Origin of the sequence: Fodinibius sp. (genome assembly GCF_034521915.1) — a bacterium.
Classification (GTDB): Bacteria; Bacteroidota; Rhodothermia; order Balneolales; family Balneolaceae; genus Fodinibius.
Window position 1 is genome coordinate 132,357 of sequence record NZ_JAXHLU010000017.1, and the last position, 22,067, is coordinate 154,423.

Consider the following 22,067-nt stretch of genomic DNA (forward strand, 5'->3'; position numbering starts at 1 on the left):
AATCACCTTACTAATCCGCAGCATACTGGTATAGCAGCTGATCCAAAAGCAAGAGCAAAATTGAGAGAGTTGACAGTACGAGAACACTCAATAGTGGCTCCCATATCACAAATCCACCGATAACACCTAATACTGCCCCCAAATACTGAATATAACGTAGTTGTTCATTTGTTGCCGACCGGATAATATTCGAGATATGCTGCTCATCGTAACTCCGTAGATTTTCTTCCACCAGGGCATGTACATTTAGCTGATTAATAAGCTTGTAAAGTAATGTTGTGACGATATCCTCGATAGTATCACTGTTCTCATCAATTTTTCGGGGGAGCTGATCCAGTAAATCATCCAGCTTATCGAGTCCGCTTTCTACCGACGTGGGAATTTGTACCAACGCCTCCTCGATAATCGCCTGCATTTCCTGTCCCTTCACAAAGGTGTATGTTTTGAGCGCGATTTTTTCAAATGATTTATTATGCAGCGCTTCTTCAATTTGAGTAAGAATGCGTTTGGCAAGGGCTGCTCTTATTTCAGGATCAGCAATCATTTCATCAACATATTGTACTACCCACTGTTTAATATCTCTTCTGAACTCGGGATCATCGATGATACTTTTGATATATCTAGTTGAAAGTTCGCGGTAACGTCCAATGATATTCGATTCCGTTATCTTCTTCTTGATGATTTCGGGATTGATCAAATCCTTTGAAACAGTCTGCGCCAGACGGTAAGCAATACGATTTTTCTGTGCAGGAATAAGTCCATGACCCAAAATGGGACGCTTTTCGGCCGGCTTAAAAAGCATGGTAATGGCAAGCCAGTTTGTTAAAAACCCAATTAAACCACTGACGCTGAGTATCTTCAGGATTCCCTCGAATTGGAGTGTACGCGCCCAAACGGTACCGGATATTCCATCAAAATCCCAGAAAAAAGAGATCCCAAAAAGCAGCACCAATAAATAGGGCATGACAGAAAGTACCGATATAAATGTATTGCTGTAGAGCTGTTTGCGTGCTGGTTGTTGCTGGGGTTGACTCCCTGTTTTAGTGAGATCTTCAATTCGGGTATATCGACCTACTATCTCCCATAAATGTCGGGCATGTTCTCGCGTCTTGTTTTTAGCAGTATCAAGCGCGCCGTCGGATTTATTATCGGGAAGGTGTTCTACACTCATTACTGTTGCAATTTATTAAACTGATGACGGAAAGCTGTACGTAAATATGGGTAAGTAGTTTAGGATCTGCAAAAAGAACTCTATGGTTACCCTTTATCAGCCATATTAAGATAGGATTCTTCCTTCTGGGTCATCTGCTCTTTTTCCTCTTTGGATTGATCTTCGTAACCTGTCAAATGTAAAAGACCATGAATATAAATCCGTAAAAACTCCCTTTCTTTTGATTCGTTAAACTCTTGTGCTTGTTCCACGATTCGAGGAGCACAACAGAACATCGTGCCTTCAATATCTTGATTAAGGTCAGAGTCGTCATATCGAAAGGTGATGATATCTGTTACATAATCCCGATCAAGGTGCTCGCTGTTAATCTCAACAATCTTATCTTCATCAACATAGACAACCTCAACAAAGTTAAAGCTGCATTCTTCCTTGTCAGCAAGTTGTTTTGCTACTGCTTCACAAAAAGATTGCTCGAGAGGAATGGAAAGATTCGTCTGGTTAAAGATTTGTATATCAGGGAGTTCATCAGCCATTGATATTAATCTTCATCAAACGAGAAGTCATCCATATCAACTGATTCGGTAAGAGAAAGGGCAATGGCGCACATCATCAGATCTTCTGGGAGCTGGGTAAAATCACTGTTTAAAATAGTTTCGCTTACGTTGGCATACAAGCTGCAACCAGCGCCGGTTTCTACTATAAGTCCCGATGTCCGCTCATTTTGACGCCCGAAGAAGGTCACTTGCTGTAGCATATCGCTGGCAATAAAGGCCGTACAGTTGTGCAGCTGCAAAAATGTATTCTGTGCGTATACAGAAACCATATTTGAGTTTTCGCCTTTAACCTCAAGGCCAAGATGTATCTCCAAAGCGAGACGCCGTTGTTCCTCTTCATTGGTTACTTCAAAGCGAAACACATCATTACCAAGCGGCTTGGCCTTAGTTTCCAAGACATTAGCAATAGCATCAATATTTTCTTTTGTAAATTGATGAACCATTAGTTTGCAATATTATGCAATCATTATGTTTTGATTCAATGGAATATACTATTCACAGCTCTAAATTAGAAATTTTGACTGTGTCGTTCATATCATAAGTTAGAACTTTTTACAACTGAAACCTATCGAATTGTTTTTTGTTTTCTTCTTTTGTAGCGGGAACTGAAATACGATTGCCAGTAATTTCATTTACGCGATCATGCAGAGCCTTCGCTTTCTCATCATTACCATTCATGAAATAAATACGTTGTATAATGGTGAGATGACTAACAGATCTTGAAATTTCACGTGCTATTTGTTGACGTTCAGAGCTAATGCTCTGCATACGCTGTTTTAAGCGACGCTGAGCTTCCATATTGGCATTATTACGAGCCTGTTTGGCTTCTTGGTTAAGTTGTGATAGTTCACCTTGAATTTTATCGTACTCAGCAATGCTGCTTTCAAGATTTTTCAATACCCTTTCTTCCAGCTGTTGTGCTAACTCGACTGCATTCTGGGTGTCACCAACATCCGCATAACTATATGCATATAGTATTGTAGAATTGATATTATTATCGTTGATGTTAAAGGGCAGTTTTTCTTCACCCCATTCCAGCCAGTAGCTGGCGCTGTCGGGCATACCCATTTCGTTGTATTTATTGGCAAGCTCGGTAATGCTGAAGCGATAATTGCCCAACATACGACGAATATTTTCATCAAAGTAATTGTCGGGTTCATTCCATTTTCTAAACTGGAAGTTTGAGAGACGCTTGGCATGAATACTTGCATCCATCCAGCCATAACCCTGCGATTGTCTACGTTGGGGTACAACACGGAATGCTTTTCCTTCGAAACGGAAATAGGGCTGCAGGTTCATCTGACTCTGAGTAGAAACCGTGTTTGCAAAATAAACCGGACGTAACCAATCATTATTTCGAAGAATATTTAAAATAACCTCATCCTGTACTTGGGTATAATATCGTCGATTACCCTGGCGATCTTGTCCGGCTGAACGTCCCTCGTAATACCAAGCCACTTCGCTATCCAGAGAGTCTATAGGGATTTGGAAATGTATTTTTGATAAATCAAAGCCAAGATTTTTACTGGTATCAACCTCAATGGCTTGCTTGTAATTTTTCATGCTGCTAAAGGCATTTTTCAGCATGTTTTTTTCAACGGGTATTCTAAGCGTATCTGGATTATGCATAGAGAGTCCGCTGGTCAGCTGTTCAACTTTCTCATCATCAAAAGAAATAGGGAGGGGAGCGGACTCATGAGACCACTGATCTCTCAGCTGCTTGATATACCAATCCGTATTAAGCAAACTTAGGCAAACAATACGAACATCCGTTCGAATACCTTCAACTTCCTGTAAGTACCAGAGGGGGAAAGTATCGTTGTCACCGTTGGTAAAGAGTATAGCGTTGGGTGCTGTTGAGTTTAACAGGTTGTACGCATAATCAGGAGCAACATATCGTTCACCGCGATCGTGATCATGGAAATTTTCCATGCCCATCCATACCGGAGCGGCTATAAAAAGTATCCCCAGAATAGCATAGGAAGCGATTTTATTAGAGATCAAATAATCCTTAACTAATTCTACTAATCCTATGCCACCCATGCCAATCCATATAGCAAAAGCAAAAAATGACCCCACGTAGGCGTAGTCTCGCTCGCGCGGCTGCATAGGAGTTTGATTAAGGTAAAAGATGATGGCCAGTCCGGTAAAGACAAATAATGCCAGTACAGATAGGGCTCGTTTCCAGTCATTTTGGAAGTGGAATAGCATTCCGAAAAGCCCGATCAAAAATGGTATATAGAAGTAACTGTTGTGGGCGGGATTTTCTTCATGTTCGGTATCGGTAAAGCCGGCCTGCCATCCTGCATCCTGTATATCGGCATCGCGACCAATAAAATTCCAGGCAAAATATCGCCAGTACATGTGATTTACCTGATACCGTAAAAAGAAATCCCAGTCACTTGAATATTGCGCATACTGTTGCATATGCTGAGGATTCGAAGAATAACGCCTGGGGAAGAAGGTTTCCTCATCACGATTAAGCGTTCCCTGACTGTTATCGTAGGTATTACCGGTTAACAGTGGTGTCTGCCCATATTGTTCACGTTCCAGGTAATCTATAAAAGCTTCTACGGTTTCCGGATCATTTTCGTCAATGGGAGGATCGGCGATAGAACGGATAAAAATAAGCGAATAGGAGGAATAGCCGATCAAAATCATCGTATAACAAAGTAATACGATATTTGCTATGCGATATCCATTCTTATGGGTGTAGTAGAGTCCGAAACTCATTGCTATTACAACAAGAATAATAAAGCCCAATGGACCAATGAGTCCATAACTGGCATTGGTGATCCATTCCAATAGACTTGGAATTCCCTGAATAGTCCCCGGATAAACCAATAAAAAGGCACCTGCAGAAATAGCCATGAGCACGCCAAACGATTGGTAGCTAAATTCATATTTTTTGAAATAGATAATCAGGGCAACAAAAAACAGGGCAAGGAGGTTAAGCAGGTGAACTCCCAACGCAATACCAAAAAGATAGGCGATCAGGATAAGCCAACGTTCATTGTAAGGTTTGTCGTGATGTTCAGCCCAAACCAGCGCCAGCCACACAACCATGGCCGTAAACAGAATTGATAGGGCATAGACCTCAGCTTCAACAGCGCTAAACCAAAACGTATCAGTAACAGCAAAAGTAGCGGCTCCGAGAAGCGCTCCGCCATACATACCAATTTTATCGATGGTTAGCATCTTATCGGGAGCGCCTTTCCACTCTCTCACCAATCGCACGACAATTAGGTATAACAGCATAACGGTAAGAGCGGAACTTAAAACGCTAATAAAGTTTATGCTGGCAGCGACATAAGCAGTGGGCATAAACATGGAAAAGATGCGACCCAATAAAGAATAAAATGGAGCTCCCGGAGGATGATTTACCTGCAGGCCATGACCAACGGCAATAAATTCGCCAGCGTCCCAAAAGCTGGCCGTAGGAGCCATGGTAATGAAATATAAAATGAGAGAGGCAAAAAACGTGATTAAAGCTAACGTACGGTTGGTCGTCTTATGATTCGAAAACATTCGTACCTAATACCTTAAAATGCTGTTTAAAATGGATTTCTTTAGCAGGCAATAATAGTCATAGGTGTGATAGAATCAAAATGATAATAACCCCTCTTTGACTGCTAAATAAGAATTTTTAACGGCTATTTATTGGCAATATTCTTTAAAAGTAGTAACGATGTTAAGAGTGGGTTGCCACTTCGCAAAAAAATCATTAAAAATAGAAGCGAGAAAATTTGAACCTTACAAAAGATGAGGAATACGCTTTATGAGCGGTAAAAATGGATCAGGGGATCTCTTTTCGACGAAATTAGGACTTATTCTAAGTGTACTTGGTATTGCCGTTGGGACGGGAAATATTTGGAGATTTCCCCGTATTGCCGCACAGAATGGCGGACAGGAGGGAGCCGGTGCTTTTCTTATCGCTTGGATCACTTGCCTTTTTCTGTTTTCGATTCCATTAATTATAGCCGAATACGGTATTGGGCGACATGGGCGAAAGGGCGTCATTGGTTCGTTTATTAATCTTGTCGGGAAAAAATATGCCTGGATGGGAAGCTTTATTGGCTTTGTAGCCACAGCAATTATGTTTTACTACAGTGTGGTGGCAGGTTGGTGCCTCTATTATTTGATAGAATCCATATTTTCGAGTTTGCCGGCCAGTATGGGACAGGCCGAAACTATTTGGTATGGATTCCAGGGTTCGATGTGGCCTTCTGTTTTTCATGCAATAATGATTGGACTCGGTGGCCTCATTGTGGTTAAGGGTATTTCATCCATCGAGCGGATCAATAAGGTGCTCATTCCATCGCTGCTGCTGGTTGTGGTAATTTCGTTAATACGAGCGGTAACGCTTCCCGGTAGTTTTCAGGGTATCGAATATCTTTTTACCCCTGATTGGTCCACCTTGACTCAGCCCAGCTTGTGGCTCGAAGCTCTCACTCAAAATGCCTGGGATACCGGGGCCGCATGGGGACTGATACTCACTTATGGCGCTTATATGCGTAAAAAGGATGATATTACTATCAGTGCTTTTCAAACAGGTATTGGTAACAATATTGTATCGCTGCTGGCCGCAATGACGATCTTTGCCACGGTATTTGGAACACTTGGAAGTAGTATGGGCAATGGGGAGATCCTGAATATTATGAAAACATCGGGTCCGGCTTCTACAGGGCTAACTTTCATGTGGATGCCTCAGCTTTTCAACGAGATGGCCGGCGGAAAAATATTTGCCATACTTTTCTTTTTGGGATTAACGTTTGCTGCTTTCAGCTCGCTCATCTCAATGATTGAATTAGCCAGCCGTGTGTTTGTGGATATGGGATTCCCCCGAAAAAATGCCACTATTGCCATTTGTGTAACCGGTTTTCTGTTAGGGATGCCTTCGGCAATTTCAACAGATATTCTTGCCAATCAGGATTTTGTGTGGGCGGTAGGACTAATGGTTTCCGGAGCTTTCATGTCGTTTGCCATCATCAAGTTTGATCCTGATAAGTTCCGGTCAACCATTGTAAATACCGGAACCCAAAGATTTGACTTAGGCAAATGGTGGACAGTTATCATCAAATATGTAGTGCCGGTAGAAGTTATTTCTCTGCTCATATGGTGGATATACCTCAGTATCACATCCTACGCCCCAGACAGCTGGTATAATCCGCTAAGCGCATTTTCTGTGGCAACTATAGCCGTGCAGTGGGGCATAGCGATGGGATTATTGTACTTCTACAACGATAGAATTGCTGACAAGACGGTACAAGGATCTGACTAAAACTAATTACTTGGAATCTATTTTCTTGTCGATTGATTTTAGAGAATCTCTGATCTCTTTGAGGACTGCCAACGTAGATTCGTCTGTTTCGCTGGTAGAAGATGAATATTTGTTGTCCGTCACTTTATCGCGTTGCTCTAAAACCTTGCTTCGAAAGTCAGAAGCATCCCTTATGCCAATAAGTGTTAGATCGGCTTGACCATGACCGCTACTACCGGCCGTTTCAACTTTAAGGATACTTAATCCGAAATATTTCAGCAGGGGACCTTCTTTAAACGTGAGATCTTGAATTTTATCCAGTGGGATAGTGCGCTCTACATGAAATAATATACCTTTTTCAAAACGAAGCGCTCGGGTAGTTAATTCTGCACTTAAGCGATCAAAGTATTTGTTGATCAAAATAGGTGCTATAATCAGGTAAATAGGAAGCAAAACAATTCCTACTATGGTAATGATTGAAAATAGGATCCCATAGATTAGTAAATATCTTTTTATTCGAGGATTGAATTCCGCCTTCCGTAATACTTTTGTTTTAGCTCTCATAATTAGATTTTTATTGACGTTTTATAATAATATCCTGTTAAGAAGGTATCCGATAATCGCTTTTAAAACAATTCTATACCCAGTGTTGCCCCAATCCAAAAGACATATTGGCGTCCCTTAGCATTGATATCGAACAATCGATAGGGCGCATAATCATCGCTTTCTTCTAAACTGGAGATAAGCATATTTACGGTAGGACCTCCATAAAATTTGAAATCTTCATTTACCTCTTTTGAGAAGAGAAGACGGTATTTAAACATTGAATTTACGTCTTTTGTCCAACCACCCTCGTTGATTTTGAAGTAGGAGAAATCAGAATAAAGGTCGTATTTTTCATATTCGTGTAATCGTCCGATGCTCCATCCAATTTGCCAAACATCCCGTTTCAGCAGCGGATTAAATCCAACAGAAAGCATATTATAAACCTGTTCTGTTCCCAGCTTAATCCCAACATTTGTAAAACCGGTTTCGGTAGTCCATAAATCAAGGTTCTTTCTGCCATTCCTATAGTAGCTTATAAGTCCGACTGGTAGACCCTCAAACTCATTTGCATAATTTACCAATCCCGCCTGTATACCTTGTCCTTCGTCCACAATATTTGCAATGCCCAGCTGAATACCCTGAAATTTTTGGCTGATATTTACTGAGCTCAGGCTTATTCCCTGAAAGGATTTTGAATAGTTCAATCCTGCCGATGTAATAATGCCCTGCATATCCTCTTGCGCAATATTAGCAAATCCACTTAGCAGTAATCCTTGAATATTACCACCTGAAATATTGCCGACACCCGAGACTAAAAGTCCCTGTATGTCATTTTTTGCAATATTAAATACGCCGGCTGATTGTAAGCCCTGAATATCACCTCCCGACAAGTTGAAAATTCCACTCATTTGCAGGCCCTGAATATCAGATGAGGCCCAGTTGCCAATACCCGCAATTTGTATTCCCTGCATGCTGTTGCCGCTATAATTTCCTATGCCCGCAAATTGTAGCCCTAACGTATGTTCTCCCGAGTAATTTGCAATACCGGCTAATTGAACACCAGAGGCATAATATTTATTGGCATTCATGAGCGTACCAAATTCAAAACCTTCGTGAAGTGCACCGTGATAGCCTCCCAATAAGTTAAAGGAGTATTTAGAGGCATAATCAACGGCATCAATCCCATTCGAGCTTAAGCCGGGAACGAGGGTAACCCGGTAGGTACGATACTCGAGTCCATAATTTTTCCATTCATGAGCTGTGTTGTCTTGGGCTTGAATTGACAGAGGAGAAAACAGTAAAAAGGTGAATAATACAATAATTAGTAATTTAATCCTGTACATAAGTATCTAACAATAGGAAATTTTTTGGTTGGATTTTTCACAGGGTAATGTACGAGACCAAGCCAAAATTGTTATAGGAAAACTACTAATGGAAGAATTTTTATTGCAGATCAAAAAATAGTAAAGCCGCTATAAAAAATATTAGAATCTACACCGGGATTGATTTCGCCCAGCTGGCCGTTAGACATGTGGTGGTACTTATATCCAATTGTAAGAGAGACGTTATCAAATACCATCACTTCCACTCCCGTGCCCAATTCGAGCGTGAGATTAAACTGAACACCGCGACTATCAGGGAAGGGCTTTTTAAAATACATAAACCCTGTAGAGGACTTAAAAAAGGGTTGTATAATATTATGTTGATTTAAATTGATTTGAAATCCCAGGGGGGTAATTCCAAATCCGCTGTAGGAACCCGCTTGATATCTATTTGTATTGGAGAGAGTGTAATTTGCCGCTAAATTAGTTTCAGCTGTGTATTCGAGCAGATGCTTGTTGTTATATGTTACAAGCTTTCGGTTGTATCGGATGGTATAAATGCTAAGCGTTGCTTTAGGAATTTTGCCCCAGAATCCCTTGGTAGAAGCAAAAGAATAGCCGATAATAAAATTCATTTCATGGATATCGGTATTTTTCTCATTTACCCATGTAAGCCGATCGGTAAAATTAGAATCGGATTTTTTATTATAGGTATTGGTCGCAGATTGTCCCAACCCTATACTATATATTGATAAAACGATTAAAAAAGTTATTAATACCTGCTTAGTCATCCGTATAAAATGCTACAGTTAAAGTTATAGATATAATACTTAAAATATTTATGGATTATTTTCCTCTGCTTCAACAAACACACGTTTAACCAGAGGATACTCTTTTTTGATCCGGGAGGTTAGTGTTGAGATATTTTCTTCCACATTCGATACATTCATTTTGTCTTTTAAATTTACGCTCAGATTTAGGAGGATGTAATTTGGTCCCATATGCATAGTCAATACTTCATTAACACCATCTATGAAGTTATAGTCTTTTGTTAGATTCCTGATACCTGTTACTATTTGAGGGTCCGCACTTTCGCCGATAAGCAGTCCCTTCGTCTCATAAGCGAGCCATGCCGCTGTAACTCCCAAAATTAATCCGATCACAATAGAGGCGATTCCATCAAAAATATGGAGTCCGGTATATTGACCTAAAGCTATCCCTATAAACGCAACAATTAATCCCAACATAGCTGCTGAGTCTTCAAATAGTACGACAAATAACGTCGGATTTTTCTCTTTTCGTATGGCCTCGTAATATCCGCGTTCACCGCGAGCCTTATTAAATTCTATCCAGGCAAAATACCAGGCAAAACCTTCAAATATCATCGCTAAACCTAAAACAATATAATTTATAAAGGGATTTTGAACAGGGTGAGGATCCATCAGGCTGTGAATACCTTCATAAATAGAAATACCGGCTCCTACGGCAAAAATCATAATAGCAACGATAAAGCTCCAGAAATAAATTTCTTTACCATGCCCAAAGGGATAATCTTTATCCGCAGGTTTTTTTGATTTTTTCAACCCCAACAAAAGCAATAGCTGATTCCCGGTATCAACAGTAGAGTGTATTCCCTCCGACATCATTGCTGAACTACCTGTTATGACTGAAGCTATAAATTTAGTTATTGCGATGAGTCCATTTCCAATTAATGCAGCATAAATGACTTTCTTTGATGATGCGGCCATAGCAAAGAGGAATTATTTTCTATGAATGATTTAATTTTATTAGTCCAATTATAGGTAAATAAATTGTGTTCCTAAAAGTGGATGTAATGAGTTTTTTACTCGTATAGCAGTAAAAAAATGTAAGGATTACATTTCTCTGGGGTCTTACTAATAAAAGCAATAAGAAGAAGGAGAGACCATGGGAAAATCGGTACTGCTTAGTAAGATTCGTACAGAGATTCGAAGACGGGGTATGAGCTATCGCACCGAGCAAACTTATATCGGATGGATTACCCGATTTATTTATTATCACAATTTAGAACATCCCAAAAATATGGGGGAGAAAGAGGTGGTGGAATTTTTAAACCATCTTGTTACGAACAGAGGTGCTCCAGATTCTATCCAAAACCAAGCCCGTCAAGCCATCCAATTTTTGTATCGCCATATTATTGAGAAACCATTACCCTCATTAACGGGAATTATACAAGGCGAGACTCCATATATTTGTCGCGCCCGAAATAGCAATCGAAAACAGCAGATTTCGGCACCATAATTTAGAACTGTCCGTTCCCTTCTGAACGACGTTCTTGGAAGAATTGCTTTAGAATCCACTCACAGTCTTCTTCCATAAATCCATGAATTACATCAACTTGGTGATTTAGCTTGTTACTTGATGCAAGATTATAGACACTGCCACAGCTTCCTGCTTTAGCGTCCAGCGCACCAATCACTACTTGATCAATTTTGGACCAAACAAGTGCACCGGCACACATAGGGCAGGGTTCAAGGGTTACATATAGTGTACAATCCTGGAGATATTTTTGTCCAAGGGTTGAACAAGCCGCAGAGATAGCCAGCATTTCGGCATGTGCGGTAGGGTCGTTTAACCGTTCTGTTTGATTATATCCCTTCCCAATAATATGGTTGTTTTTCACCACAACGGCACCAACCGGCACTTCTTTTTCCTCATAAGCCTGTTCAGCCAAGAAAAAGGCCTGTTGCATAAATCGTAGATGTTTTTGAGTACCGGAAATATCAGAGTTCATTTAATTTGCTTCCTTGGGGGTCAAATAGGTATTATCAGCATGATAATTTTAAACAGAAAATACGGCAAATGGACGGTGTTAAACAACAAATAATTGCATTATTAAAAGAGAATATCCGTAATATTCCAGACTTTCCTAAACTCGGTATTCAGTTTAAAGATATTACTCCGCTGCTACAAAACCCCGATACGCTGGAACTTACTTCCCAAATTTTGGCTCGTCCATTTCGTCATATGGATATCGACTATGTGGTGGGATTGGAATCACGTGGCTTCTTGTTCGGGACCAATCTTGCTCAAGATCTGCATGCCGGCTTTATTCCTATCCGTAAGCCGGGGAAACTGCCTGCCGATACCATATCAGCAACGTATGCGCTCGAATACGGTGAAGATACTATAGAAATGCATGATGATGCATTTTCGGAGGGAGATCGTATTCTTATCCACGATGATTTAATAGCCACAGGCGGGTCGGCTAAGGCTGCTACCCAGTTAGTTGAAGAGCTTGGAGGTCACGTTGTGGGCTATTCGTTCATTATTGAGTTGGAAGCTTTGCAGGGATGTGATCAACTTTCTGATGATATCCCAAAAGATATTCTTATCTCTTTATAAAAGTTCTTACCTCTTACTTTCGGAGCATTTCTTCAAGCTTTTCACCAATTTATATTGATAGATTCCCATTCTAGAACTGGGACAATTCTTTTAAGGAACATTTGTATGTGATGCGCTCTATAAGTAATTGAACAGCAAAATAATAGGTCAATTATATAAATAAATAGGGTAAACGATATCATGAAGATATTCATACAAACGGTTACGATGATATCTGTGGTTGCAGCGGTACTTCTGACGGGCTGCAAGCAATCAATGGTTATCAGTGAGGTAGACTATTCGCAATCAATTGAGTCGGTACTGCAACCTGATGAGAACGGCACTGTTGAAGATATCAAGCATGGATTAACATTTAATATCAAGCCCATTCAATATGCAGAGACTCAAGATACTTCTTCTGTAACTACTAAGCAGGTAAGATATATCCGCGGGCAAGAGGGGTACTACTATATAACTGCTCCCAGTTATAAAAATGTATACGTTATGGCCCCTGAGAAAGGGAAATTAGTTTTGAAAGAAACTTTGAAGGTGTCAGATGAAGGTATCGAAAAACCCGCATTTAACCAGCGAATGACACACATCCAACTGTTGAATCGATCAACAGGAGAGGTATGGAAGGTCAATGCAGAAAGTATTGTAAAGGAAGAATCACAAATGGCACAAGGTGAGGTGAACTAATTATGAAATTTCGAATAACAATATTATTAACGATTGTGATCGGACTTTTTTCCTCAACGCTTTATGCTCAGGAAGTACAGTCGGATTACGAGATACAACAAACATTTAAGGAGCAATATGCGAATTACGAACAGAAGGTAGAGAACGTATCATCACCCGATAGCGCAGAAAGTTTGATTGAATCTATTAAGCAATTTGATCAAAATTACAGTAAGCATAAAGAGTTACTTAATAAGGCTTTATATCCGGATACGTATGAAGAGCAAATTGAAAATTTAAAGAAGTCATCTATTCGTACGCTTAATAAGGTTGAGACTATCACGGAGCAGCAAAAGCAGCTTAATAAGCTTGAGAATCAGCTCGCGTCCTATGAACAGGATTTAAGTCAGCTCGATCAACAGACTGATTCTCTTAAAACAGCTATTCGCCAGTCTACTGAAAGTGAAAAAGAGCTGTCAAATATGGTACGCGAGTATCGCCAAAGCTTAGAAAAGCGCGATGAGCTTATTTTAACATTTATCGATTCCATGGTTGTAACCTATCAGAATATGGATTTGGATGCCTTTCAAGAGATCGAGAATTACGACCAAAGATCACGTATTAAGACCAATGACGCACTTAAATTGATACACGATATTTCGGAAGAGAATATTAAGATATTACAGCGCAATGCCTCAAATTTACAGCTGGATGATTATATGCGTATGGCTGAGGTAAACTACCAGTTTCAAACGATGTGGAATAAACTCGGCGATAAGATCCATGAAGTTTATGAAGGCGATAATGCTGATATGCTGGCTGAAAATATTAATTCAAATTTGAATGAATGGAATAATCTTTTACAAACTAATACTGTTAAAGCTGTGAAGGAGTATTTTGCGCAACAAGGCATTGAAGCCGATACTTTTGAATCGGCTGAGGAACTTAATGGTGCTTTACATTCATATCTGGACAAAAAAATAAAGGAGAGTAAAGATAATCGTTCTGAGGAAAATTATAGCGATCTTCAAAAATTTAAGGATTTTTGGGATCGTGTAGAAGTGCAGTGGACGAGCAATTTGGCTCATGCCAATGTGCTAAGCAGGGAACAAACCTCAGAACTTAATCAGAAAGTAGATGAATGGACCCAGATTGCACAACCTCGGTCTAACAATATTCTTGTGTATCTGCTTGGCGGTAGCGTATTACTGGCTGTAGCATTAGGTGTTATGTTAATTCGCCAGAAGAAAAATAGTGGTTCTGCCTGATAATTTTAAGAGTTAATTTCTATTTAAATTCAAGGTCCCGTTTTATTGAGCGGGACCTTTTTTATTTTGATTACCGATTGGTTTCATCCCAGCCTCATCTTCATTCAGCATCTTTTATAATTTCATTGCTGGTCATGATAGATTAATTGTTCTTAGCATTGAGGCGTGCCTTTTTCACACTGTCAATTTGTGAAGGACTTAATGAGTCATCAAAATTATAGAGCGCATTTTCCCAAGACCCATATACCGGATTAGGCAACACGTACCATAACTTTCCCCACTTGTCCCGATTATTTTCAACAAGCTGTGCACGTTTCTTTTGAGAGATATTTTTAGCCGACACGAAATCATTTAGATCATCTCCAAATAACATAATAATACGATGATTTTGTGCAACATAAGCACGACGTTCTGTTTTTGCTGAGGTCCAATTTTTACGCTCATTATTGCTTAGAATACGGTCTTCATTCTTAGCAAGTGGAAACCCAAGCTCTTTTAGGTTTTGGCGGGTTCCTTCTTCCACTTCGGCTTCTCGATTCGTTAGATAAAAAACAGCTACCCCTTTATTGGCCGCTTGCTGAGTAAATTGAACAGCTCCGGGAACAGGATTTGCCTTTGCCTCCGTTACCCAATCATTCCATTGCTGAAGATTAAAACTGCTATTCTGCTTAATCATCCTAGCTTGGAACGGGGAATTATCCAAGACTGTCTCATCCACATCTAAAACTACCGCAGGAGGGAGGTTTCCTATATCTTGATCTTCTTGATTGGGATAGGCCGTCCAGTAGGAATCCTCTATGGCTATTCCCAAATTTGAAAGCGCTGTATTATAAACTGATGTAGTAAGTGCCTTATATTCAGCAGCATTTTGTGCCCAGAGAGTGGCCGAAGTAGTTGGATGTTGAAGGGGGGAAGAGCTACTGCAAGAGCTAAAAAGAAGTCCGATAAACAAAAAGCTAAAGGGAATAATATTTTGAGATATACGAGACATAAACAGTTGGTGATTGATGTTAAATTTAACAGCTGTAAGGTATTAAAAAGTGCCGAATTTAGAAGAAATGAATTTGGAAGTTCATAGATGATACAAAGCTGAATAACTTGTATACTTGAGTGGGTTCATCAACAATTAACGTGATTGTAAAATGGCTGCTAAAAAAAGGAAACTTAATATCATTGGCAGATTAGAAACAATCAATTTTCCCGAATGGGATTTATATGGGATTGATGCAAAAATTGATACCGGAGCTTATACTTCCAGTTTGCATTGCCATCATATAAAGCCAATTCAAAAGGATGAAGGGGAATATGTACGATTCAACTTGTTGGATCCGTCACATGAAACCTATAATGACAAACTCTTTGAACTGCCTATACACCGGAAAAAAGTGGTCAAGAGTTCTAATGGATCCAGGGAAGAGCGTTTTGTCGTAAAGACAAAGGTCCAACTTTCTGATAGACTTTTGACGGCTGAATTGTCCCTTACGGATCGTTCTGAGATGCGTTATCCCGTCTTGGTTGGACGAAAGTTAATTAATGGACGATTTCTCGTTGATGTATCCCAAAAATATGTATCGAAAAATGAAATTAAAGAACAGACATAACTAATTATACATGCACATAGTCGTTTTATCCCGAAATTCTAAACTTTATTCCACTTCTCGGCTTACCGAAGCTATTGAAGAGGCCGGTCATGAAGCTACGGTTTTAGATCATCTTAAATGTGATATTGTAAGTGAAAAAGATAATCCATGCATTTACTATCGCGGAACCAAAGTTACCGGCGTTGATGCTGTAATACCCCGTATTGGGGCATCCGTAACTTTTTATGGTTCAGCGGTTGTACGCCAGTTTGAGATGATGAAAGTATTTACGGCCGTTGAATCACAAGCGCTTGTACGATCGCGAGATAAACTGCGAAGTCTGCAAATTATGGCTAGGGCCGGGGTAGGAATGCCAAAAACGGTGTTTACAAATTATTCTACTGAGGTGCGAAAAATTATTGAATCCGTCGGCGGTGCTCCGCTGATCGTAAAATTACTGGAAGGTACACAGGGCGTTGGGGTTGTCTTGGCACCGACTTTTAAAGCAGCCGAGTCGATCATTCAAGCATTTCATAGTATGAAAGCCCGAGTGATTGTTCAGGAATTTATTGAAGAGGCTAAAGGTGAAGACATCAGGGCGTTTATTGTGGATGGTAAAGTTGTTGGAGCTATGAAGCGAACAGGGGTTGAAGGCGAGTTTCGATCTAATATCCACCGCGGGGGTAGCGGAGAGTTAGTTAAGTTAACCAAAGAAGAACGTCGTGCCGCGCTGGTTGCTGCTCGTGCGATGGGATTATCGGTTGCAGGGGTAGACATGCTACAGTCCGAACGAGGTCCTCTGGTGCTGGAAGTAAACTCTTCACCGGGATTGGAGGGCATTGAGTCAGCAACGGGTAAAGATATTGCCGGACGTATTATCTCATTTGTTGAGCGCAGGACTACCGAAGTAAAAAATAATCCCCGGAAGAGTCAGAATTTGACCAGGAATGCCTGAGACGATAACGATTAACAATTACGAGATTGAGCCGGGGGAAGAAAAAGAAATTCAGCTGAATATTGCCCGGCTGCCAACCTATACCAATATTGATCTACCGGTACATGTCTTCCGTTCTGAAGAGGAGGGACCTACATTGCTTCTCACCGGAGGGCTACACGGCGATGAGTTAAATGGTATAGAAATTATCCGCCGGATGGTTGCCAAAGATCTGCTTATTCCCAAGAAGGGGAGTGTGATTGCACTACCTTTGGTAAATGTATATGGATTTATACAAAATGTACGAGGATTGCCTGATGGTAAAGATATTAATCGCAGCTTTCCGGGAGTAAAAGGGGGATCGTTGGCACGTTTGTTAGCTCATACGTTAATGAACGAGATTGTACCACAAATTGATTATGGAATCGATTTTCATACCGGTGGATCAGCACGATCCAATTATCCACAAGTTCGATGTACATTAGATGTTGAAAAGAATAAGGAACTTGGAGAAGCTTTTGGAGCTCCATTTATGGTTCATTCCTCGCTTATTGAAAAGTCTTTCCGAAAAGCAGCTCACAAAAAGGGAAAGCATATTTTAGTTTACGAGGCTGGCGAATCCACTCGCTTTTATGAGTTTGGTATTCAGGAAGGTATTAATGGCACACTACGCCTTATGAAGTATCTTGGGATGAAAGATGAAGCTCCCAAACCTATTCAAGAAACCAAGATATATCGTAAGACCACGTGGGTCAGGGCTAAATATGCCGGTTTATTTCGACCAAAAATTGAACTTGGTGATAAGGTAAAAAAGCGTCAGGTGTTAGGGTATGTAAATGATCCGTACGGTAATGAACAGTTTAAATTCACATGCCCGCATGATGGACAGGTAATCGGTTTAAATTATGCTCCTGTGGTTCATAAGGGTGACGCATTATTACATTTAGCTTACAAATAAATTTAAAATTAGTTTAATCATATTATGCGCGACGATCTTTTATTTCATATAACCACTAAAGACGATTGGGAAAAGTTTAATAATGGGGGGAAATATGAGCCGGAATCCTTTGATAGCCAAGGTTTTATTCATTGTTCAACAGGAGAACAGGTAGAAGCTACAGCAAACAAAATTTTTGGAGATAAAGATGAGATTCTTCTGCTTGTGATTGATGCAACCACCCTTTATGACGATATCAAATATGAAAAGGGGGAAGATACCGACAAAAAATTCCCACATCTCTATAGTCCGCTTAGTACTAATGCTATCATAGATAAAATTACTATAAAGGCTGAAGACGATGGTAAGTTTAATATTGAATTTACCACAAATTAATATTAATAATGTTAGACCGGGCGATAACACATATAACAGAAATTGCGCAAATTCCTTCTTTTAGTTCCTACGAAGAACGACTCCATCCATATATATGTCAGGTATTTGATGAAATTCAGGCTCGGGAAATTGATGTCAAAGGCAATAACTTAATTTATAAAGTTGGTGATAATTCCAATTTACCGACGGTGGCATTAACGGCCCATCTCGATAAAATAAATCATTATGGCACTGATTACCCCGATCCATTGCCCGTAGATATCATTGATGATCAAATTGAAGGGGCTATGGACGATAGTGCCGGGTTGGGAATAGTAGTCACATTGGCTGAAATGACAAAAAGCCGTCAATGGCCAAATATGCTTTTTTTCTTTTCTGAAATGGAAGAGAAGAAAGGGCTTAAAGAGCATCCTGAACTACTTAGGAATAACGGCAAAGGGTATACAAATGGGATGGGGGCCCGACGTATAGCTCAGCAATGCATAGCCCAAAATACCATGCCAGACCAAGTTATTACCCTGGATACAACCCCGCTATTTAAAGGAGAGAAAGGCGTAGCGCTATATGCCAATCACTGGGAATTAAATGATCTTGATCCCAATAAAAAGCTTATCGAAAGGACAAAAAAAGCGGTGAATCAATTTTTGGCTATAGATTCTGATATCAAAGTAGATAACAATACCAATGATTATCTTCATTATGGAGAAGTGTTTAACCAAAAAGATGATCATCAAACGATTTCAGTAGCATTGGAGCCTTCTATTTATCCATATCATCAAAAAGGGGAACGAGTATTTATCGATGATATTCGACGCTGTATAACGATATTGGAATCTTACTTAAATGATTCCATCTCGTGAAACGGTATGCCTTTTTATACAATCCTGCAGCCCAAGGTGGAAAGTCGGGAGTGAAATTGGAACGTTTGCGGGAGTTCATTTCTGAATTTGAAGATGCCTGTCTATTTCACTCTCAGGATATTGGTGATATTACCGACTTTATAGAGCAAAATTTTGATGAATTTGACGTATTTGTAGCTTGTGGCGGTGATGGAACAGTTCGTGAGGTTGCCGCTACTCTTATCAATACTCATAAACAGATGGGGATAATTCCTCTTGGTACGGGCAATGATCTCTGTAAAACGCTCAATATTCCAGTAAAGTTAGAGCAATCATTTTCTGTGTTAAAACAAGAAAATGCTGTTTCGATAGATGTGGGACAATGCAATAACTTTATCTTCTTGAATTCATTGGGATTTGGGTTCGACGGGCTTACAAACCGCTACGCACTACAGCTGAAGCATTTACATCCCTTTTTAACGTATGCTATATCGGCATTAAAAGCAGTAATAAATCACACCTCATTTGAAGTAACCATTATAAAAAAGGAAAATATTTCTAAAGAACATGCCATTATGTTTTCACTAGCAAATGGAAGGGTAGAAGGTGGTTCTTTCTGGATTGCACCCAATGCATCGATTACAGATGGAAAATTGAATGCCATTTTGATAAAACCGATAGCTAAATGGATAATTCCTGTATTGTTACCACTTTTTTTATTTAAAAAATCACATCTAATTCCACAAGTAAAATCAGCAAAAATTGAGAAACTTTCCCTGAATTTTAATGGCGATGTGGATATTCATGCTGATGGTGAAGTAATTGAAAATAGATCAAACAAATTTATTATTTCCTTGGAAGCCAATGCCTTAGAAGTGATATGCCCCCCTACAATTATCTAATCAATAACACCTTCAATAATGTGGATAACCCCATTGCTTGCCTTGATATTAGACACACTTATTTTGTTCGATTCAATAGCCAGGTTATTGCCACTTTTATTTTGAATAGAAATTGTTTGGCCGCTCAAACAAGTAATATCAGACATTGCCCGCAAACTGCGCTCAGTAGCCATCCCGGTTAAAATATGATTTAACAAAAGGTTTGAATCTGATTTTTGACCCATACTTAGCTCATCAAAAGCTGCATTAGTGGGTGCAAATACGGTAAAAGGACCTGATTGATTTAAACGTTCATTAATACCGGCATTTTTCAGAGCCTGCGCAAACTGCGTTGTTTGATTGTTTGATCTTAATTTATCTAAAATAGACTGGGCCTGTACCTCAGGAAAAGTAATTAAAAAAGAAAGTACTAAAGATAATCCAAGTATTTTTTTAGAAAACTTCATATTCAGATTTATAAAATAATTGTAAAGTAAACTTGATGAATGCAGGTAAATATTTTTAAGAACCTTCCGTATTATAATGTGTTTTTTTTGAGATCCAAATATTAATCCCGCAGATAATATCCCAATCTATTTGTAGTACCGAATTATAAATTTTCGTTTCCAATCCACTTCATTGATACAAAATAAGTAATAATCGGTGATTTTAACTCTAATAGACATACAAAACCATTATAAAACTATTTAAGCCGCTTAGAACGCAAATTTGATTAATAGTGCTGTTTGTAGCCTTATAGCGGGTATTTGAAGGGGAATTGACAGAAAATGAACTTGATTTGAAAGAGAGAATATGAATTTAGAGAAGATTCTCAGAGATTGATGATTTTTTAGAACAGATTTGTAAATCCCTTTAAAGAAGTATCAGAAAAAGAAATATATAAATAATTATAGTTAAACAATTCGACATGAGGTGTTTGTGAATAGGTTAGCTGCAGTTTTTACTTATTATGAGGCATTTTTTTTGATTAGTAATCAATTATTTAATGGTGGAAGTTTACTAATGTAAACATCCAACAATATAAAATATGAATAAAAGCAAGCTGGGTATGACAATGTTCCAAGATCTATATAGAAATACCTCTTGAAGTTAATAACCATATATATGTCGTATAATTTATATTATGTAAAGTAGAGATAATTATGATACTTATTACCTCTCTGCATTGTTAATTAATTTATAGTGTAAAAATTCTGCTGATTACTCAATTAAGATCTGTAAGTGTTTCTTGGATGGCTTTAAAATCTGGTAGTTCACCAGAATCTTCTAATATCTCTCGGAATCTTATGGTACCCTGCTTATCAATTACAAAGGATGCTCGCTTGGAAACTCCTTTCATTCCATAATAATCATCATATAACACATTATACTTTGCTGAAACTTTTTTATTAAAATCACTAAGCAAAGTAAAGTTTATGTTTTCACTTTTTTTAAATTCTCGAAGGCAAAAGAAACTGTCTATACTTAACCCAATGACTTTGGCTTCCAGCGAATCATACAACTTCATGTTATCTCTTGCAGTGCATAGCTCATTGGTACAAGTGCTGGAAAATGCAAGCGGAAAAAATAAAAGGACTACATTAGCTTGTCCCTGAAAATCAGAAAGTGTTACAGTCTTTCCTTTCGTATTTTGTAACGTAAAATCGGGAGCCTTAGAATCAATTTTTAGTGTCATAACAGGTTAAATCGTATTTACATCAATTTCTTTTTCTGTCTGTTGATACCCAAATATACTTAAGGTCATAGCAAAACCTACCAGTAACTTCCATATCCATTGAAAGGAATCCTGTATTTCTGATACGCCCCAATAAAGGATATATGAAATCAGAAAAAGAATTACCCCACCCAGAATAAATGCGTATTTGGTACGACGATAGGTATAAACTGAATACATTAAGAGTGCTACAATGATTGCTCCACCCTGGTAAATTATTATCAGCCATGTTTTAATGGCGTATGTGTCCTGAACCAGTATATAAGAGATGATAATTAAAAGTGGTAACGCCGTATATATCATCGGGAACTGAGCAAATACAGGTTTTGATTCCCGGATGAATATTGCCAATGAGCTAAGCACAAATGACAAACTAATTACATGGCCCCATTCAACAATAAATTCAGAAGCAGAAGTTACGTTAGAATCCACCATCAAATAGTCCAAAAAGACAGAGAATTGCATTACTGTAAATATAGCAGCTGCAATTGTAAGACCAAGAAATTTAAGTCGTCCCCTTTTATTTGTAAGACTAAAAAATTTAGCAGCAACATAACCACTAACACAGATGAGTAATAATGTTGCCCAAATCATAAGGGTTTT

General features: G+C 39.1%; 24 protein-coding genes. 11 read left to right on the plus strand and 13 right to left on the minus strand.

All coding sequences use genetic code 11. The features are described 5' to 3' along the window. Window positions 1–10: 10 nt before the first annotated feature. From U5J89_RS13035 to U5J89_RS13050, 4 genes are all read right to left on the minus strand, one after another. Window positions 11–1,171, minus strand: coding sequence for a DUF445 domain-containing protein (locus U5J89_RS13035; protein ID WP_322576078.1), 1,161 nt, complete (start codon window positions 1,169–1,171; stop codon window positions 11–13). Window positions 1,172–1,257: 86 nt separating this feature from the next. Next, window positions 1,258–1,704, minus strand: a complete 447-nt coding sequence (gene ybeY / locus U5J89_RS13040) for an rRNA maturation RNase YbeY (protein ID WP_322576079.1) — start codon at window positions 1,702–1,704, stop codon at window positions 1,258–1,260. 5 nt (window positions 1,705–1,709) lie between these two features. Continuing rightward, window positions 1,710–2,168, minus strand: a complete 459-nt coding sequence (locus U5J89_RS13045; RefSeq protein WP_322576080.1) for a hypothetical protein — start codon at window positions 2,166–2,168, stop codon at window positions 1,710–1,712. Window positions 2,169–2,277: 109 nt separating this feature from the next. Beyond that, the gene (locus tag U5J89_RS13050) at window positions 2,278–5,253 is read right to left on the minus strand and encodes a protein O-mannosyl-transferase family (protein ID WP_322576081.1); all 2,976 of its coding nucleotides are present in this window, start codon (window positions 5,251–5,253) and stop codon (window positions 2,278–2,280) included. Between the two features lie 250 nt (window positions 5,254–5,503). On the opposite strand from U5J89_RS13050, the gene U5J89_RS13055 reads away from it, so the two are divergent. Continuing rightward, window positions 5,504–7,006, plus strand: coding sequence for a sodium-dependent transporter (locus U5J89_RS13055; RefSeq protein WP_322576082.1), 1,503 nt, complete (start codon window positions 5,504–5,506; stop codon window positions 7,004–7,006). A gap of 6 nt (window positions 7,007–7,012) precedes the next feature. On the opposite strand, the gene U5J89_RS13060 is transcribed toward U5J89_RS13055, so the two are convergent. From U5J89_RS13060 to U5J89_RS13075, 4 genes are all read right to left on the minus strand, one after another. Beyond that, complete coding sequence (locus tag U5J89_RS13060; RefSeq protein ID WP_322576083.1) at window positions 7,013–7,549, minus strand: PH domain-containing protein; 537 nt, start codon at window positions 7,547–7,549, stop codon at window positions 7,013–7,015. 62 nt (window positions 7,550–7,611) lie between these two features. Further along, window positions 7,612–8,874 (minus strand): LA_2272 family surface repeat-containing protein, encoded by a 1,263-nt coding sequence (locus tag U5J89_RS13065; RefSeq protein ID WP_322576084.1) that lies wholly within the window; start codon window positions 8,872–8,874, stop codon window positions 7,612–7,614. 110 nt (window positions 8,875–8,984) lie between these two features. After that, complete coding sequence (locus U5J89_RS13070) at window positions 8,985–9,644, minus strand: acyloxyacyl hydrolase (RefSeq protein ID WP_322576085.1); 660 nt, start codon at window positions 9,642–9,644, stop codon at window positions 8,985–8,987. 48 nt (window positions 9,645–9,692) lie between these two features. Further along, a complete protein-coding gene (locus U5J89_RS13075; protein ID WP_322576086.1) occupies window positions 9,693–10,601 on the minus strand; it encodes a cation diffusion facilitator family transporter in 909 nt (302 codons plus the stop codon). Window positions 10,602–10,779: 178 nt separating this feature from the next. Here U5J89_RS13075 and U5J89_RS13080 point away from each other — a divergent pair, with 178 nt between their 5' ends. After that, window positions 10,780–11,133, plus strand: coding sequence for a site-specific integrase (locus U5J89_RS13080; RefSeq protein WP_322576087.1), 354 nt, complete (start codon window positions 10,780–10,782; stop codon window positions 11,131–11,133). A gap of 1 nt (window position 11,134) precedes the next feature. Here the strand turns inward: U5J89_RS13080 and tadA are convergent, their stop codons facing one another. Next, a complete protein-coding gene (gene tadA / locus U5J89_RS13085; RefSeq protein ID WP_322576088.1) occupies window positions 11,135–11,626 on the minus strand; it encodes a tRNA adenosine(34) deaminase TadA in 492 nt (163 codons plus the stop codon). 68 nt (window positions 11,627–11,694) lie between these two features. On the opposite strand from tadA, the gene U5J89_RS13090 reads away from it, so the two are divergent. The 3 genes from U5J89_RS13090 to U5J89_RS13100 all read left to right on the plus strand — a co-directional run bounded on the left by U5J89_RS13090 (window position 11,695) and on the right by U5J89_RS13100 (window position 14,162). Beyond that, window positions 11,695–12,237: an adenine phosphoribosyltransferase gene (locus U5J89_RS13090; RefSeq protein WP_322576089.1), complete on the plus strand. Its 543-nt coding sequence runs from the start codon at window positions 11,695–11,697 to the stop codon at window positions 12,235–12,237. 180 nt (window positions 12,238–12,417) lie between these two features. Continuing rightward, the gene (locus U5J89_RS13095) at window positions 12,418–12,915 is read left to right on the plus strand and encodes a hypothetical protein (RefSeq protein ID WP_322576090.1); all 498 of its coding nucleotides are present in this window, start codon (window positions 12,418–12,420) and stop codon (window positions 12,913–12,915) included. Window positions 12,916–12,917: 2 nt separating this feature from the next. Then, entirely contained in the window at window positions 12,918–14,162 is a 1,245-nt protein-coding gene (locus U5J89_RS13100) for a hypothetical protein (RefSeq protein WP_322576091.1), read from the plus strand. 142 nt (window positions 14,163–14,304) lie between these two features. Here the strand turns inward: U5J89_RS13100 and U5J89_RS13105 are convergent, their stop codons facing one another. Continuing rightward, complete coding sequence (locus tag U5J89_RS13105; RefSeq protein ID WP_322576092.1) at window positions 14,305–15,153, minus strand: 5'-nucleotidase, lipoprotein e(P4) family; 849 nt, start codon at window positions 15,151–15,153, stop codon at window positions 14,305–14,307. A 151-nt stretch (window positions 15,154–15,304) separates the two neighbouring features. Here U5J89_RS13105 and U5J89_RS13110 point away from each other — a divergent pair, with 151 nt between their 5' ends. Genes U5J89_RS13110 through U5J89_RS13135 form a run of 6 tightly spaced genes read left to right on the plus strand, consistent with a single transcriptional unit; the run spans window position 15,305 to window position 19,750 of the window. Next, the gene (locus U5J89_RS13110) at window positions 15,305–15,763 is read left to right on the plus strand and encodes an ATP-dependent zinc protease (protein WP_322576093.1); all 459 of its coding nucleotides are present in this window, start codon (window positions 15,305–15,307) and stop codon (window positions 15,761–15,763) included. A gap of 10 nt (window positions 15,764–15,773) precedes the next feature. Next, window positions 15,774–16,697 (plus strand): 30S ribosomal protein S6--L-glutamate ligase, encoded by a 924-nt coding sequence (rimK, locus tag U5J89_RS13115; RefSeq protein ID WP_322576094.1) that lies wholly within the window; start codon window positions 15,774–15,776, stop codon window positions 16,695–16,697. Then, window positions 16,690–17,634 (plus strand): succinylglutamate desuccinylase/aspartoacylase family protein, encoded by a 945-nt coding sequence (locus tag U5J89_RS13120; protein ID WP_322576095.1) that lies wholly within the window; start codon window positions 16,690–16,692, stop codon window positions 17,632–17,634. Before rimK ends, U5J89_RS13120 begins: the two co-directional genes overlap by 8 nt. A 24-nt stretch (window positions 17,635–17,658) precedes the next feature. Further along, window positions 17,659–18,009, plus strand: a complete 351-nt coding sequence (locus U5J89_RS13125; RefSeq protein ID WP_322576096.1) for a DUF952 domain-containing protein — start codon at window positions 17,659–17,661, stop codon at window positions 18,007–18,009. Window positions 18,010–18,017: 8 nt separating this feature from the next. Continuing rightward, entirely contained in the window at window positions 18,018–18,869 is an 852-nt protein-coding gene (locus tag U5J89_RS13130; RefSeq protein ID WP_322576097.1) for a M28 family peptidase, read from the plus strand. Then, window positions 18,866–19,750 carry a diacylglycerol/lipid kinase family protein gene (locus U5J89_RS13135; protein WP_322576098.1) on the plus strand — a complete coding sequence of 295 codons (885 nt, stop codon included), beginning with the start codon at window positions 18,866–18,868 and terminating at the stop codon, window positions 19,748–19,750. Before U5J89_RS13130 ends, U5J89_RS13135 begins: the two co-directional genes overlap by 4 nt. Here U5J89_RS13135 and U5J89_RS13140 read toward each other — a convergent pair. The 3 genes from U5J89_RS13140 to U5J89_RS13150 all read right to left on the minus strand — a co-directional run bounded on the left by U5J89_RS13140 (window position 19,747) and on the right by U5J89_RS13150 (window position 22,058). Then, entirely contained in the window at window positions 19,747–20,196 is a 450-nt protein-coding gene (locus tag U5J89_RS13140) for a fasciclin domain-containing protein (RefSeq protein ID WP_322576099.1), read from the minus strand. The genes U5J89_RS13135 and U5J89_RS13140 overlap by 4 nt on opposite strands. 758 nt (window positions 20,197–20,954) lie before the next feature. Continuing rightward, on the minus strand, window positions 20,955–21,425 hold the full coding sequence (locus U5J89_RS13145; protein ID WP_322576100.1) for a peroxiredoxin: 471 nt from the start codon (window positions 21,423–21,425) through the stop codon (window positions 20,955–20,957). A 6-nt stretch (window positions 21,426–21,431) separates the two neighbouring features. Next, complete coding sequence (locus U5J89_RS13150) at window positions 21,432–22,058, minus strand: hypothetical protein (protein WP_322576101.1); 627 nt, start codon at window positions 22,056–22,058, stop codon at window positions 21,432–21,434. Window positions 22,059–22,067: the final 9 nt, after the last annotated feature.